The following is a 14886-nucleotide window of genomic DNA, read 5'->3' as shown; positions in this document are numbered from 1 at the left end:
ATTAAACTGCGATTTCTTAAAATCCCTTCCTCCAACCATAGCCCTTATCCCGCCGGTTTTCGGATCTATTGCAATAAGCGCTCCCTGAACTTTAACTGTGGTTGTTCCGGCCATCACCGAGGGAGTGCTTAACGCGATAAGATAAGGTTCTCGTTCAATATCAAAAGCGCTTAAAGATTCCTCAATTGCTTTTTCTGCGGCCATCTGTGCGTTAATGTCAAGTGTCGTGTAAATAGAAAGCCCGCCGCGGTAAATCATATCAGTGCCATATATTGGTTCAAGAGTAGTTCTTACGTACTCCACGAAATAAGAAGCTTTCGCTGTAGGTATTTCGGATTTTTCAATATTAATTATTTCAGCGTTGGCTTCAATTTCTTGCTGTTCAGTTATGAAGCCCATGTTTTTCATTCTTTTTAAAACAACTGCACGCCTGTTTAACGCTCTTTCCAAATTATTAAAAGGAGAATAATAGTTTGGCGCCCTGGGAAGACCTGCCAGCATGGCGCATTCCGCTAAGTTTAAATCCTTGGCATGTTTTGAAAAATATATTTTTGCTGCGAATTCCACGCCGTAGGCGCCTGATCCGAGATAAATCTGGTTTAAATATAACTGCAGAATTTCGTCTTTGGAATAATAGTGTTCAAGCTGCAGCGTGATAATTAGCTCTTTGATTTTTCTTAAGAAAGTTCGTTCGGGGGTAAGAAATATTGTTTTGGCTAGCTGCTGGGTTATTGTAGACCCGCCCTGGGCGACTTTTCTATGGATAAGGTTATTTATAGTTGCCCGAAGGATTCCCTTTGGGGAAATTCCCCAATGTTTATAGAAGTTTATATCCTCTATGGCCAGAAAGGCGTTTCTTAAATTATCGGGGATTTCATGGATCGGGGTGAGAGTTCTTTTTTCAGCATAAAGTTCAGTTATGAGTTCGCCCTTAAAGTCGTAAATTTTAGTTGCAAGGCTGGGAGTATAGTCTTCCAATGCGGTGATTGACGGGAGGCTTCCCAAATCATAGGCTATTTTACCAATATAAAATGAGGCAATAATAGAAAAAAGTATAAAAAGCCATATATATATGGTTTTTTTAATTTTGCTTAGAAAGTCAGTTAATTTTTCCATTTTTTTCAGATTCGCAGAAAATCTCCCTCGTTTTGCCCTGAGAAATGCAAAGCATTTCCAGGACTTGAGTCCCTGAAATCGCATTTGCGATTTCTAGGGGCTTCGCTAAACGAAGCAGGGGGGGTGAATGCGAAGATGAACCCGCCTAATCCTGTCGGCAGAGTTTCAGTAGCATGAGATTTTTTAAGAAGAATTTATTATATCCTAAAAACTCTATATTGTCAAAAATATATTGAATGTGGCTGCTATATAGAAAAAAGCAGCATGGAAAATATTTATTAGCTAAAGACAACCTTTGAAAAGCCGAGAATAATATGATATATTTCCCATGGATGGTAAACCCCGTTAGAGACATCGGGCACTTCGCCCCGTTAGAAATTTTAGCTAGCTCAGAAATATGGTTAAGCCCCTGTCTGAATCAACGTTTCAGCCAACAATTTCTAACGGGGTAAAGAGAAAAATGTATAACAAAATATCTAAAATTATTCTGGTTCTATTATTATTTTGTGTTTACCCGTGTTACGGCGCGCGGGAATACGGGAATGAGCTTATTGATGCGGTAAAAGACAATGATTCGATCAAAGTCCAAAACCTTCTAGATTCGGGAAGCGAGATAAATTCAAAAGATTCCAGCGGAAAAAACGCGCTAATTTGGGCAACTGAAAAAGACTATAATGATATAGCTAAAATCTTGATAGAAAAAGGGGCTGAGGTAAATTCTAGTTACAGCTATGGAATGAGTATTTTAATGTCTGCCATAAACCGGGGAAGAACTGAAATAGCGAAATACTTGATAGAAAAAGGGGCGAATGTCAATACTGTTTTAAATAATGAAATAACCGCGCTGTCGCTTGCGGTTGAAAAAAACCAAACTGAGCTGGCGAAACTTTTAATTAAATACGGCGCTGATCTGAATTTTGAAGGGAAAAAAAGGCCGACAGTTCTGGTCCAAGCTTTAAGAAACGAAAACGAAGAAATAATAGATCTGATAAAAAGTTCCGGCCATAAACCTCTTAATGTTATTGAAGCCATTTTGCTTAATGATATTTCTGCCCTTAAAAACTTTTTGAATAAAGGGGGCTTTATAGAGCCGGATGGCAAGGATATCATTAAAGCATTAAATTTGGCTGTTTCAAAGGGATATGAAAAAGCAAGTATCTTTACTATTGAAAATCTTGACGATATAAATTTGGTTGCTAGCTTCGGTTATAATATTCTAATTGATGCTGTGAATGCAAATAATGTTGAGATAATGCGGGCCCTGATTAAAAAAGAAGTAAATCTGAATTTAAGGGGAAAAAATGGTGTAACAGCGCTTATTCTTGCGTCATCAAAAGGGTATTTTGATATAGTAAAACTTTTAGTAGAAAAAGGCGCGGATTTAGATATTATGGATAAAAACGGAACCAATGCTTTGATAATGTCTGTTGCGAACGGTTATACTGATGTAGCCAGACTCCTTATTAATTCAGGAGCAAAAATTAACGAGAAAGGGAAAAATAGTTTTAGGGTATTAAGCATTGCGGTTACTTTCGGGTATACTGATCTCGCAAAGTTATTAATTGAAAAAGGCGCAAGGGTAAATGCAAGGAATAATAACGGCCAAACCCCTCTGATTTTGGCAGCCTCAAAAGGTTATATTGACCTGGTTAAACTGCTGATAGAAAAAGGCGCAAGAGTTAATTCAAAAGATAATAGCGGGCAAACGGCGTTTATGATAGCTTCGCGAAAGGGTTATACGGATATTGCCGAATTGCTGAAAAAATATAGGGCAAAACAATAATTTTTGGCATGTTGACAAATTAAAAATAAACTGGCAAAATTCTTTTGGTTTACCCCGTTAGAAATTTCAGCTGGCTTAGGCATACGGTTAATTCTCTGTATGAATCAATGTTTCAGTCAACAATTTCTAACGGGGTGAACCTTAAATACCTCTATCAGATCTGTTTTCCCTTCACATTTTAATACCAAGCACGCGCTTTTCATAAAAACGCTAAAATACCCAAAATACCACAACTAATAGTATAAAAAAGAACTTGACAACACAACATTTAGGATGTATAATATTATTGGAAAGCAGGGGTAAGCCCCCGGCTTTCCAACCCTGAGCGAAGTCGAAGGGGTGGACTGTAACCTGGAGTTATGTATGGAAAAGAAAAAGAAGGACGGAGGCAATTCTATGGAAGTTATGGTTGGCGGTTTCACAAAAATCGTTAAAAGAAACGGCAAAGAAGTTGATTTCAATGCCCAGAAAATTACCAAAGCAATTCTTAAAGCGGGGGAATCAACCGGGGAATTCACTGCAGATACCGCAAAAAAACTAACAATAAATGTTTTAAGCATTGCTCATCAAATGGTTGCCGACCATACTCCTTCAGTTGAAGAAATTCAAGACATAGTAGAAAACATCCTTTTAAATTCTCCCTACAAAAAAACCGCCAAAGCATATATTATTTACCGTGATCAGCACGCAAGAGTAAGAGAAATAACTTCTAAGTTTAACGTTGACCTTGTTGAACAATATCTGCTTAAAACCGACTGGCAGGTTAATGAAAACAGTAATATGAGCTATTCGCTTCAGGGCTTAAATAATTACATGTCGTCGGAAATAAGCAAGGTGTACTGGCTTAACAAAATATATCCTTCAGCCATAAAAGAAGCTCATATGAGCGGCGATTTGCATCTTCATGATTTAGGAGCGCTGAGCGCGTACTGCGTGGGCTGGGATTTACATGATCTTTTAGCAGAAGGTTTTAAAGGGGTGTCGGGAAAAGTTGAAGCAAAACCCGCCAAACATTTTAGAACAGCTCTCGGACAGATTGTTAACTTTTTCTACACCCTGCAGGGAGAAGCGGCAGGCGCTCAAGCGTTTTCCAATTTTGATACTTTGCTTGCGCCGTTTATACGATATGACGAATTATCTTACAAAGAAGTAAAACAGGCGCTTCAAGAATTTATGTTTAACGTGAACGTCCCTACCCGCGTGGGATTTCAAACCCCGTTTACAAACATAACGCTTGATTTAACCGTTCCCTCATATTATACCGATCAGCCGGTTATTGTCGGAGGAAAGCCTCAGGAATCAACTTACAAAGAGTTTAAAGCAGAGATGGACCTTTTGAACAAGGCTTTTCTTGAGGTTATGCTGGAAGGCGACGCAAAAGGAAGAGTTTTTACATTTCCAATCCCGACATACAATATAACTAAAGACTTTGACTGGGATAATCCGAACATGGAACTTCTATGGAAAATAACGGCAAAATACGGCATCCCCTATTTTGCGAATTTTGTTAACTCTGATATGAATCCTGAAGATGCAAGGAGCATGTGCTGCCGTCTTAGGATTGATAACCGCGAACTGCAAAAAAAAGGCGGAGGCCTTTTCGGCGCAGCTCCGCTAACAGGATCTATCGGCGTGGTAACTCTTAATATGCCTCGGATTGGCTTTACGTCAAAAAGCGAGGATGAATTCTTTAAAAAACTGGAAAACCTGATGGCCCTTGCAAAAGAAAGCCTTAGCCTGAAACGAAAGGTTTTGGAAAATTTAACTGATTCAAACCTTTATCCTTATATGAGTTTTTATCTGCGCAACATTAAAAAGCGCTTCGGCTTTTATTGGAAAAACCATTTTTCAACAATAGGCGTTATAGGCATGAACGAAGCCTGCCTGAACCTGCTGGGCGAAAACATTGCATCAGAAAAAGGCAGAAATTTCGCCATTAAAGTGCTTGATTTTATGAGAGATAAATTGGTAGATTTCCAGAAAGAAACCGGAGACAATTATAATTTAGAGGCAACTCCTGCGGAAGGGACGTCATACCGCCTTGCGGCTATTGATAAAGTGAAATATCCCGGAATAATTTTTGCAAACGGGAAATCGGATGATCCCAAAAAAATTCCTTTTTATACAAACTCAACACAGCTTCCCGTAAACTACACCGAAGACGCGTTTGAAGTTTTGGATCTGCAGGATGAAATACAATCAAAATATACCGGAGGCACGGTCCAGCATTTGTTTATCGGAGAAAGAATTAAAGACACCGAAGCGTTGAAAAACTTTATCAAAAAAATTTGTTCAACCTATAAGCTTCCTTATATTTCAATAACTCCGACTTTCAGCGTATGCCCTGAAGACGGCTATCTTTCTGGAGAAGTTCAAATATGTCCCAAGTGCGGCAGTAAATGCGAAATTTATTCGCGTGTAGTCGGATACTTGCGCCCGGTTGCCCAGTGGAACGAAGGGAAAAAAGAAGAGTTTAAGATGCGGAAGGTTTTAAAGATTTAAAACCTTCCTGATTACACGGATTATAGAAACGATTACACCGATTATAAAATCTTGCAATCTGTGGAATCTCCGTTAAAATCTGTGTAATCAATTTTTCGAGGCGAAAAATGAAGATCGGCGGATTTCAAAAATTTTCATTAATAGATTATCCGGGAAAAATTGCAGCGGTAATATTTACGCAAGGTTGCAATTTCAGGTGTCCTTATTGCCACAATCCTGAACTTGTTTTGCCTGAACTTTTTGAAGAAGGGCCGTCTGTAGATGAAATTCTGAAATTTTTGGAATTCCGCAAAGGAAAACTTGAAGCGGTAGTTATTACAGGGGGCGAGCCCACGCTTCAAAATGATCTTTCAGGAATCATAAAAAGAATCAATGAATTGGGCTATTCCGTAAAACTTGATACTAACGGGACCAATCCAGATGTTTTAAAAAGTCTTATTGATCAAAAACTAATTGATTATATAGCCATGGATATAAAAGCTCCGTTTGAAAAATATGATGAGCTTGCCGGGATTAAGAGTGATTTGAAAAAAATAAAAGAAAGCATCAGATTAATTATGATATCCGGGATTGATTATGAGTTTAGAACAACTGTGGTAAAATATCTTTTGACAGAAAAAGACGTTGAGATACTTAAAGCCGAATTTTCAAATGCTAAAAGGTATGTCCTTAAGGATTTCAACCCTGCCGCCAAAATTTTGTCAGAAGTACTTAAATAGACAGGAACCAGGTACCGGCGACCAGTTACCGGTAAAAACTGGAGACACCTGCGGGGTGGGCTAGCGTTTTGCTTCCCCGATACAACACCTCGAAGGTGGCGTAGTAAAGGTAGGGGAAGAAGGTTTTATGCAGTTTTCATTTGAATTTTGCAAACAATATGACCATTTCTAAAAAACCACGCTCCCGCGTGGTTTTTTTATTCAGATTCGCAGAAAACCCCGACTTTTGTCCTGGGATTAATGCGAATCTGAACCCCCGTGTCTAGTTTTGTCCGAAAGGATAAGAAGTTTTAGGACAAAACTACGGGGGTGGGGACGTCAAAAAATTGTAACTGGAGGACGTATGGAGAGGAAAAATACCAAACGAACGAAACCCGAAAGTGATGTAAAAAAGAAAGTAAGAGAAACCGTGGCAAGAACTGCAAAAGGATTATACAAACTTAAGGGCAAGCTAGAAACCAATCTGAAAAAAAGCACATCGCCCTTAAAGGAAAGAATAAAAGACGTATGGCAGGGTTTAAGAGAAGGAATTAACGAAGCGCGAAAAAGGAAATAATCAGCCTCTCAAAAATCCGCTAAATCAAAAACGGGGAATAAGTAGTTGCCCATTTATGGGCGGCTACCCTGAGCGACTCGTGGTGAGTAGTGAGCAAAGTCGAACTATCGAACCAAGTCGAAGGGTCATTCCCGAATGTCCCAATCGGGAATCCAGCTTACAATGCTAAAACTAAAGACCTGACCCCATTTGTGCATTTGTGTGTTTAAGAAGTCGTCGCCCCGCTCAAAACGATTTATTTTTTTATTTCCACGCGCAAAAAAAGTCCTAGGCAGTTTATTTGTATCCTTAAAGTGATTCGTATATTTCAAATAACCTAATTTGGGATATGCCAAAATAGGATATATAATATAACCAGTCATGTCAAATACAATTTATCTAAAAGAATATAAACAATTTGTAGAAAAGATGATCAAGGCGCGCCTTGACGCAGGCTTAAAGCAGCAAGATGTTGCAAAGAAACTAAAAAAGCCACAATCGTATATTTCTAAAATTGAAAGATGTGAAAGAAGAATAGATGTCCTAGAACTAAAGAAGATTGCAGTTATTTATAAAAAAAGTATTTTATATTTTATTTAACGGAAAACAAAATGGAACAATTCGGAAAATTCTTAGAATCAATAAAACTAAACGATTACAGGATTAAATATCGTCCGATTAAGATTGTGGAAATGGATATGCCAAAAGAAATACAAGCCATTTCCCTGCTATATAAAACCTATTGGGGTAAAAAGAACTTTTTAGATTTTGAGGATTTCTATAAGGAATATTTGGCTACTTATAAAACAGATATTGAAAGCTTTAGAAAAAAGGTAACGATGTGTGAAGATTGTTTTTACAGAGGACTACCTGCCAGGATTTATCGTACCTGGGCAAGTATAATAACACAAATTCATGCGGGCTATGTTGCAGAAGCCGTTTTTGGGAAAGGGAGTGTTTCAATGTCGGCAGATTTAGATCATGAAGGAGCTGATTTTCAGGTCAATTACAAAAACCATATATTAAATTACCAAGTGAAGAAAGCCTCTTTTAGTAGAGAAATACGGCAAGCAAAGAAATCAAAGAAAAAAATTAAAGGACAATTTATTAATATTAAGTATGAAGTGCCTAGTGAGGACTATTTCAAAAATCCTAAAAAGAAAAACGGTGAGTATAAACTACCTTATCTAAGATTTACCCAAAATCAAGAACTAAAGAGATTATCTAACGGTTTTATAATTTTTACTCGTAGTGCTTTCAAAAACAAGAAAAAAGAAATTGATGAAAAATCAAAATAGATTAGGAATAAATTTAGTACTTTCAAGCCATTTTTCAGCAATTTTAATATACGCAGGATTTATTTCAAAGCCCAAATAAGACAATCCTAATCTTTTTCCAACAACGCACTCCGATCCGCTTCCAACAAAAGGTACCAGTATAATGCCATTCTTTCCGGGCATAGAGGACTTAATCAGCTTTTGTGTTAGGTCTAAAGGTTTTTGGGTGGGGTGCTTAATTATTTCGTGGTTCAAGTGTTCTTTCAGTTTTCTCGGTTCAAAAACTTTATTACAGGTATTGCAAAGAAACCATCTTTCAGACATGCCCGCTCCGCCCGCAAGGGCAGGAATTTTAATAACATCTCTAGGTAAGGCTCCATTTTCATGAGCTTTATATATAGTTTCTTTATCACCGTTGCTAAATCTTCCTTTAGTTCCTTTTCTTATTTTTCCGGCAGCACCATTTAAAAAACCTTCAGTATATGGTTCGCGGACATCATCTCTATTAAATATTGGGGATTTTTTCCAACAGCAAATTATTGCCTCATGGCTTCTTTGCCAAAAGTTTAAAGAAGCGACATTCTTATTTGTGTAATGCCATATTAGCCATCTTTTTTCTAAAGGAAGTTCAATAGAAATATGTGCCAATATTTCGCTAAATCCATAAATAAACATTGTAGATGTCGGTTTCATAACCCGAATACATTCTCGTATCCATTCTTTACACCAGTTAACATATTCAGATAATTCCCTTTTATCAAAGTTATTTCCAAAATCTTTACCAATATTATATGGCGGATCAACTATAATAATATCGCAGCTTTCATCAGGGAGTTTTTTAAGTTCCTGGGCGGAATCACCATGAATGATTTTATTTAAAGGTAACTTTTCATGCCTACATACGGTCTTTGGCAATGTCTGATCATCTAAATAAGTGGAATTTGCAGTAGCCCCGCTTTTAATCACATCAATCACTTTGCCCTGAATAGCAAAAGCTCTATTTTTATCAATTATTATAGGATTTAGGGATTTGTTAGCAGGTTGAAGAATAATTTGGCCACCTTTTTTATAAAACTTCTTGAGGATAGCTTCTGAATTATCTATCAAAGCCACAATTCTATCACCATTTTTCGCAGTATTTTGTTGTTCAACTAGAATGATATCCCCATTTTCAATATTTTCGTCAATCATACTATCACCTTTCACATTAAGAGCAAAATAGTTTTTGCCTGATTTAACTTTTTCAAAAGGCACAGCAATACTTTCTTTTTCGTCCGGAATTGCTTCAATTGGTTGTCCCGCAGCTATAGTCCCTAAAAGAGGAATTTTCTTTAATTTCTGTTTTTGAAAGATATTTATTGATCTCGGATACCCTTTCGCCTTGTACAGATAGCCCTTATCTCTTAAGGTTTTTATGTAGTAATGAGCGGTTGCAATAGAAGAAAAACGGAAATGATTTTTTACTTCCATTAAAGACGGAGATACTTCTTTATCTCCTATATAAGATCTAACATAATCTAATAATTGTTTTTGTTTTTTGGTAAGCATTTTTTTGTTGACTTGGGCTTTTTGTTTTGTTAATATTATATCGAAACTGTTTCGAAATGTCAACTATTCAAGTTAAATTAGTAATTAGCTAGTAAACTAATTAAAAAGTTCTTTGGCTGGTGAGTCCAATTTGCGGGGGTTTTATATTTCACCTAACTACCGGCTTCTACCCGGGGTCCTAGTCATTATTTGTTACCCCTTTTCGACCCGACAGGTGTAGAAGCCGGGTTTAGGGAGGTGAGGTTGTATGAAGTCCCAAAGAAGAATTGGGATGATCGAAGTCTTTTGTCGTTTTGTAAGGAGAAATGGAAAAATCATTTATCCAAAAAACGCAAAATATTTCCATTTTTGGGTTAAGCCAAAAGCTTTGCCTAAATAAAGGATTGCTTTGATCATTGCTCACCAGCCTATAATGTAAAAAAATAGAAGTCTAAAGAGGAGGCAAAATGAAGCAAATAACTTGTCGGTTGAGGAATTATCTAAAAGGGTTTACAGTATTGCTATTCTTTATGTTAGGATGTGCAAATCTTGGTCATATAACTTATTATGATTCAACTACTTACAAAAGTCTGACGGATTTAAAACCAGAAGTTTTGAGTGTTTATGATAATTATGCATCAGAAAATATTGATGAAATCAAGGTGGCTCAGACAAAACTGAAAATCGCGCAATTGTTTGAATATGAAAAGGGTAAAGGCGAGAAAAATATTAACACTGTAAATCAAATAAATGAAATCCAGGGTATTTTTGATAGAAGTTTAGAAGACCGAAGAAAAAATGGAAAATGGAATGAAACTTATTTAAAAGATAGAAAAGAAAATATTTCTGATGCTTTTGATTTAGCTATACAAACAGAAAATCTGAAAAATAGGAGGTAATTATGAGTTGGCAAGAATTAATTGATGGCATGAAAAATGACGCCGCCACGCTATTAAAATCTGAAATTGAACAAATGCTAAAAAGTGGGAAGGAAGATACTTCTGATTTTACGAAAAAGCAAGCCATTAAAGTGGAGCGCTATCTGATTGAATTTGCTAGTGGCGCAATAGCAAAAGAACAACTGAGTGAAAACATGAAAGATTTAGAATCATTAACGAGAATGCAGATTAATAAATTGTCAGTCACAGAAAAAGCTGGGGCACAACGATTGGCTGACGGTATCCGTGACATTATCATTAAAAGGTTATTTCAGCTTCTTTAAAAATAAGGAGGGGGGGATGTCCGAAAGTTTACTTGAAAAAATACTGCGAGAAAAAAAAGAGAAAGAAGCATCAGGTTTAGCTGCCTATCTGTCGGCTCTCAGCAATTCTAGTACTGTTCAAAACGCATCTTCGCTAAATAGTATATACTCATCGTTATTAAAAAAAGCGGAAAAAAGAAAAGTCTTCATATCTTATCATCATGGGAATGATGAAGAAGTGAAAGATTTTTTGGATCAGTGGGCAGAAAAAGAAAAAGTGTTTATACCTAAAGGACTTGGAATAACAGATGAAGATGATTTTATTGATAGCGATAATCCTGAATATGTGATGGGACAGATAAGAAAGAAGTATTTGGGGGATTCAACTGTGACAATAGTATTAATTGGTTCTTGTACGCACAGCAGACGATATGTAGATTGGGAAATTAAAACTAGTTTAAGAAAAGGGGAAAGTTATACTCCAAACGGTTTGATTGGTATCTTGCTGCAGTTACAAATGACTGGAGCACATTTACCTCCACGATTTCACGAGAACTGGAATAAAGAACACAAAGATTGTTATGCGCGTTACTATTTTATGCCCACAACTGCAGAACAACTTAGAAATTGGATAGAAGATGCTTACAATGCAATAACAACTAGAAATAAACTCATTAAAAATGATCAGGACATGATGAAATATAATTCAGAATGCAAAGTTTGTAAGATTACGCATTAAAGCAAAGAGGCAACAATGAAATGGAAAAAATGGCTAGAAAAATGGGATATGACATCTCTGAAAATCAATCTAAAAGTGCTCGAGATGGAATGGCAGCCAAAAGAGGCGGACAAAAATGCAGCGTGGGAACTTTATGTCGAAATGCTTACTAGAATAACCACCCAGCAGCTACAGTGTAATCATGGGGATGAAAAGACTGCCCTAGATAGTATCTACAGTCTATTTCCCATAACACGCGAAATAATAAAGAAATATGGCCGAGATAGCATCGAATTCACGAAAATTGCAGTTATTGTTTTAAATCAAAAAGTTAGACCCTTTACTGCAAAATGGCATCGTGAATCCATTCACGGAGCATTTAAAAATAAGAATAAATGTAAACAATTTCGTCAAGAGCTGGCAAAATTACAGATCGAACTTTGTAAATATACCAGGATGCTTTCTGGAATGGCGGATGTAGAGGATTTGACACAAATGGAAAAGGGGTAGGATAAAAAATGCAAACCACGGGAACTCATCTTCAAAACCAGCGGATTGAAACGATATTTTACCTGACTTTGCTGGTAAGCATTGTTCAGTTTGGGTTTATCCTTTGGGATATGTTCACGCTCATCCCAGGTGTTGGTGCACTTGTGGGCCTGAGAGCTCCGAACGCGATAACCTCATCAGGATTAATGAGCTTGCTTTATCTTGCCCTGCTGGGTATTTATGCGGGATACAAGGAATTTGTCCGCTGGACATCAAGCGAACAGGAAATTCCTGAAGAACAAGTAATCCGCTTCAAACGAGGCGAGTTTATTGTTTCATTTTGGATAGTCTTAACCGTTATTGCCTTAACCATCTGGCAGATGAGGATAATAGCAAGGATGCCGAACGAGTTATTCAGAACGGCGCTTCAAGCTCTTGGCGTAATGTTCGGAACATACGCTTCAAAAGGGTTGTATAAGGAGTCGTCAAAAAAGAAAGCCGAAGATCGAACCCTTGTAAATGACAATCAAAGCAAAGTAATTGAATATATCAAAGCCAACGGAAGCATAGATAACGAAACATGTCAGAAGGTTTTTAACCTAGACAGGGGCCGTGCATATCGGCTGCTTGAAAGGCTCGAAAAACAAGGGCTAATAAAAAGCGAAGGCACTGGGAAAGCCAGTAAATACACTTTGAAAAGCTAGAAGAATACGCACGGTTCCGTGCGTATTCGTGCGCAAACCGAGCGCAAAACATGCATAAAACGTGCGTATTTGAGTGTATATCGTCTGAGAATACGCACGCTCAAAAATACGCACGAAATATGACTAGTATGAATCCGAAAAAGCAGTAGATAGTAGGTTGGTGTTAGAGAAAAGACTTTAACGGCTGGATTCCCGTTTTCACGAGAATGACAAGGAAAATAGGGACAGCCACCGAGAAACAGTAATTAGTAATGAGTTTTGAGTAATGAGAAACGGCAAAAACTGGGCTGGTTAGTTTTAATCTCCATTGAGCCGTGTTTGAATCTGAAGTATTTTTCGGTTTGAGTCGTTAATTAGGTTTGTTTTTACTGGTAACTGGTTCCTGGTTGCTGGTGGCGCTTTACAATTCTATTTCTAATCCAATCGGGCAATGATCCGATCCCAAAACGTCCTTTTGAATGAATGAAGATTTGACCTTATCTTTTAAATTTTCGCTTACAAAAAAATAATCCAGCCGCCAGCCGATATTTCTATAAAATAGGGACAGCCACCATTTATTATTTGAATCAGAAATGTTTTTCGATTTGAACTCGTGGACTCGTGCCTGTCCGCCTTGGGCGGGAACACGTGAGCGCCTTTTAGATTTGTATCTCTAAGCAAATCGGGCAATGATCCGATCCCAAGACATCTTTTTGGATATAGGAAGATTTAACTTTATCTTTGAGATTTTCTGAAACGAAGAAGTAATCCAATCGCCAGCCGATATTTCTTTCTCGTGAAAGCATCCTATAATCCCAGTAAGTGTAGTTTCCGCCTTCCTTTTCAAACATTCTGAAAGTATCAATAAATCCGTTTTTAACAAGTTTATCTATCCAAGCCCTCTCCACAGGCAAAAAGCCGGTTTCGTTTTCATTTTGTTGCGGCTGGGCAAGATCAATTTCCTTATGGGCAGTATTTATATCCCCGGTAAGAATAATTTTTTTGTCTTTCTTTTTTAATTGCAGCAGATATTCAAGGAAAGCATCGTAATAATCCAGTTTAAATTTTAGCCTTTCCTCGGACATTCCGCCGCTTGGAAAATAAACGTTTAGCAGTATAAAATCCTTGAAATCCGCCCTTATTAATCTTCCTTCGTTGTCAAATTTTTTTGTACCCAGCTCAAAAGAAGTTTTAATGGGATTAATTTTTGTCCAAAGCCCGGTTCCCGAATACCCCTTTTTTTCAGCGGATGAAAAATAAGAATAATAACCGCTGATATTTTTAAGCTCATCAGGAATTTGATCTATTTGACTCTTTGTTTCATTTACGCATACAATATCCGCTTTTTCTTTTAAAAACCAATCCAAAAATAAACCTTTACTATGAACAGCTCTAAGACCATTTACATTCCAGCATAAAATCTTCATATAGATATTCTATAAAAACATTACATAATTAAAAATAGGGACAGCCACCATTTATTGTTTGTTGACAAACATTATCCTTTAATATAGAATTTTATTATGCCAAGAATAGCAAGAATTATTGCTGAGGGTTTACCTCATCATATTACGCAGAGGGGGAATAATAAGCAAATCGTTTTCAGTGATGATGTTGATAGAAAATATTATCTTTCTTTAATGGAAGAATATAGCAGGAAGAATAGTCTATCAGTTCTTTCATATTGTTTAATGAATAATCATGTGCATTTTATTGCGGTTCCAAAGAATGAAAATGCTTTACCCAAGATTTTTAATAGTGTAAATACCAGATATGCACAATATTACAATAAGAAAAAAAATGCGTCAGGACATCTGTGGCAAGGCAGATATTACTCTTGTATATTAGATAACAATCATTTGCTTGCTGCTGTTAGATATATTGAAAGAAATCCGGTTAGAGCCGGATTGGTCGCAAAACCGTGGTTGTGGGAATGGTCTAGTTGTGCTTCAAATACAGGTTTTCGACGGCCGTTATTTTTCTTAGATAATGTTTTAGATATGCTGGGCATGAATAAAGATAAATGGAAAGCTTTTGTAGATTTACAGGATGATCATAAATTTGTATCCAGTATAAGGGAATCGTACAAAACCGGGCGTCCTTTAGGTTCGGAAGCTTTTGTTTCTAGATTAGAAAAGAAATTTGGCAGAAAACTGAAATCAAAGGGAAGAGGAAGGCCAAGCAAATAAATGGTGGCTGTGTAGATTCAAGTTTCCAGTGCAACGGTTAACAGTTTATTGAAGACTTCGTGCGGAGTATAAAAATCTAATGTTTTCCGCGGCCGATCATTTAACATATTTTGGGCCTTTTTGATAGCGTGGATAGAAATATTTGAA

The 14886-nt window shown here is 37.0% G+C and carries 15 protein-coding genes and 1 pseudogene; 12 read left to right on the top strand and 4 right to left on the bottom strand.

Annotation, left to right across the window (positions count from 1 at the left end):
* Positions 1-1116: transglycosylase domain-containing protein (locus NT145_04865; GenBank protein MCX5782018.1), on the bottom strand; the 1116-nt coding region annotated here is incomplete at its 3' end.
* Positions 1117-1576: 460 nt separating this feature from the next.
* Here NT145_04865 and NT145_04860 point away from each other — a divergent pair.
* From NT145_04860 to NT145_04835, 6 genes are all read left to right on the top strand, one after another.
* Complete coding sequence (locus NT145_04860) at positions 1577-2899, top strand: ankyrin repeat domain-containing protein (protein MCX5782017.1); 1323 nt, start codon at positions 1577-1579, stop codon at positions 2897-2899.
* 405 nt (positions 2900-3304) lie between these two features.
* The gene (locus NT145_04855) at positions 3305-5401 is read left to right on the top strand and encodes a ribonucleoside triphosphate reductase (GenBank protein MCX5782016.1); all 2097 of its coding nucleotides are present in this window, start codon (positions 3305-3307) and stop codon (positions 5399-5401) included.
* A 107-nt stretch (positions 5402-5508) separates the two neighbouring features.
* Positions 5509-6120 carry an anaerobic ribonucleoside-triphosphate reductase activating protein gene (locus NT145_04850; protein MCX5782015.1) on the top strand — a complete coding sequence of 204 codons (612 nt, stop codon included), beginning with the start codon at positions 5509-5511 and terminating at the stop codon, positions 6118-6120.
* Between the two features lie 343 nt (positions 6121-6463).
* Positions 6464-6676: a hypothetical protein gene (locus tag NT145_04845; protein ID MCX5782014.1), complete on the top strand. Its 213-nt coding sequence runs from the start codon at positions 6464-6466 to the stop codon at positions 6674-6676.
* A 360-nt stretch (positions 6677-7036) separates the two neighbouring features.
* Positions 7037-7255 carry a helix-turn-helix transcriptional regulator gene (locus NT145_04840; GenBank protein ID MCX5782013.1) on the top strand — a complete coding sequence of 73 codons (219 nt, stop codon included), beginning with the start codon at positions 7037-7039 and terminating at the stop codon, positions 7253-7255.
* 11 nt (positions 7256-7266) lie between these two features.
* On the top strand, positions 7267-7953 hold the full coding sequence (locus tag NT145_04835; protein MCX5782012.1) for a TaqI family restriction endonuclease: 687 nt from the start codon (positions 7267-7269) through the stop codon (positions 7951-7953).
* Here the strand turns inward: NT145_04835 and lexA are convergent.
* Complete coding sequence (gene lexA, locus NT145_04830; protein ID MCX5782011.1) at positions 7945-9480, bottom strand: transcriptional repressor LexA; 1536 nt, start codon at positions 9478-9480, stop codon at positions 7945-7947. The two genes, NT145_04835 and lexA, sit on opposite strands and share 9 nt — an antisense overlap.
* Positions 9481-9926: 446 nt before the next feature.
* Here lexA and NT145_04825 point away from each other — a divergent pair, with 446 nt between their 5' ends.
* The 5 genes from NT145_04825 to NT145_04805 are packed head-to-tail and all read left to right on the top strand — an operon-like array spanning position 9927 to position 12571.
* The gene (locus NT145_04825; protein MCX5782010.1) at positions 9927-10358 is read left to right on the top strand and encodes a hypothetical protein; all 432 of its coding nucleotides are present in this window, start codon (positions 9927-9929) and stop codon (positions 10356-10358) included.
* A 2-nt stretch (positions 10359-10360) separates the two neighbouring features.
* The gene (locus tag NT145_04820; GenBank protein MCX5782009.1) at positions 10361-10681 is read left to right on the top strand and encodes a hypothetical protein; all 321 of its coding nucleotides are present in this window, start codon (positions 10361-10363) and stop codon (positions 10679-10681) included.
* A gap of 16 nt (positions 10682-10697) precedes the next feature.
* Positions 10698-11399: a TIR domain-containing protein gene (locus tag NT145_04815; protein MCX5782008.1), complete on the top strand. Its 702-nt coding sequence runs from the start codon at positions 10698-10700 to the stop codon at positions 11397-11399.
* A 15-nt stretch (positions 11400-11414) separates the two neighbouring features.
* A complete protein-coding gene (locus tag NT145_04810; GenBank protein ID MCX5782007.1) occupies positions 11415-11888 on the top strand; it encodes a hypothetical protein in 474 nt (157 codons plus the stop codon).
* Between the two features lie 8 nt (positions 11889-11896).
* Complete coding sequence (locus NT145_04805; protein MCX5782006.1) at positions 11897-12571, top strand: hypothetical protein; 675 nt, start codon at positions 11897-11899, stop codon at positions 12569-12571.
* Between the two features lie 400 nt (positions 12572-12971).
* On the opposite strand, the pseudogene NT145_04800 reads toward NT145_04805, so the two are convergent.
* Both NT145_04800 and NT145_04795 read right to left on the bottom strand, forming a co-directional pair.
* Positions 12972-13103 (bottom strand): annotated as a pseudogene (locus NT145_04800) (exodeoxyribonuclease III).
* A 106-nt stretch (positions 13104-13209) separates the two neighbouring features.
* Positions 13210-13977 carry an exodeoxyribonuclease III gene (locus NT145_04795; protein ID MCX5782005.1) on the bottom strand — a complete coding sequence of 256 codons (768 nt, stop codon included), beginning with the start codon at positions 13975-13977 and terminating at the stop codon, positions 13210-13212.
* Positions 13978-14073: 96 nt separating this feature from the next.
* On the opposite strand from NT145_04795, the gene NT145_04790 reads away from it, so the two are divergent.
* Positions 14074-14739 carry a transposase gene (locus tag NT145_04790; GenBank protein MCX5782004.1) on the top strand — a complete coding sequence of 222 codons (666 nt, stop codon included), beginning with the start codon at positions 14074-14076 and terminating at the stop codon, positions 14737-14739.
* The last annotated feature ends 147 nt before the right edge of the window (positions 14740-14886 follow it).

This window comes from Elusimicrobiota bacterium (assembly GCA_026388075.1).
GTDB lineage: Bacteria > Elusimicrobiota > Endomicrobiia > Endomicrobiales > JAPLKN01 > JAPLKN01.
Note: the sequence above shows the minus strand (reverse complement) of the source record. Positions and strands in the feature narration are given on the sequence as shown.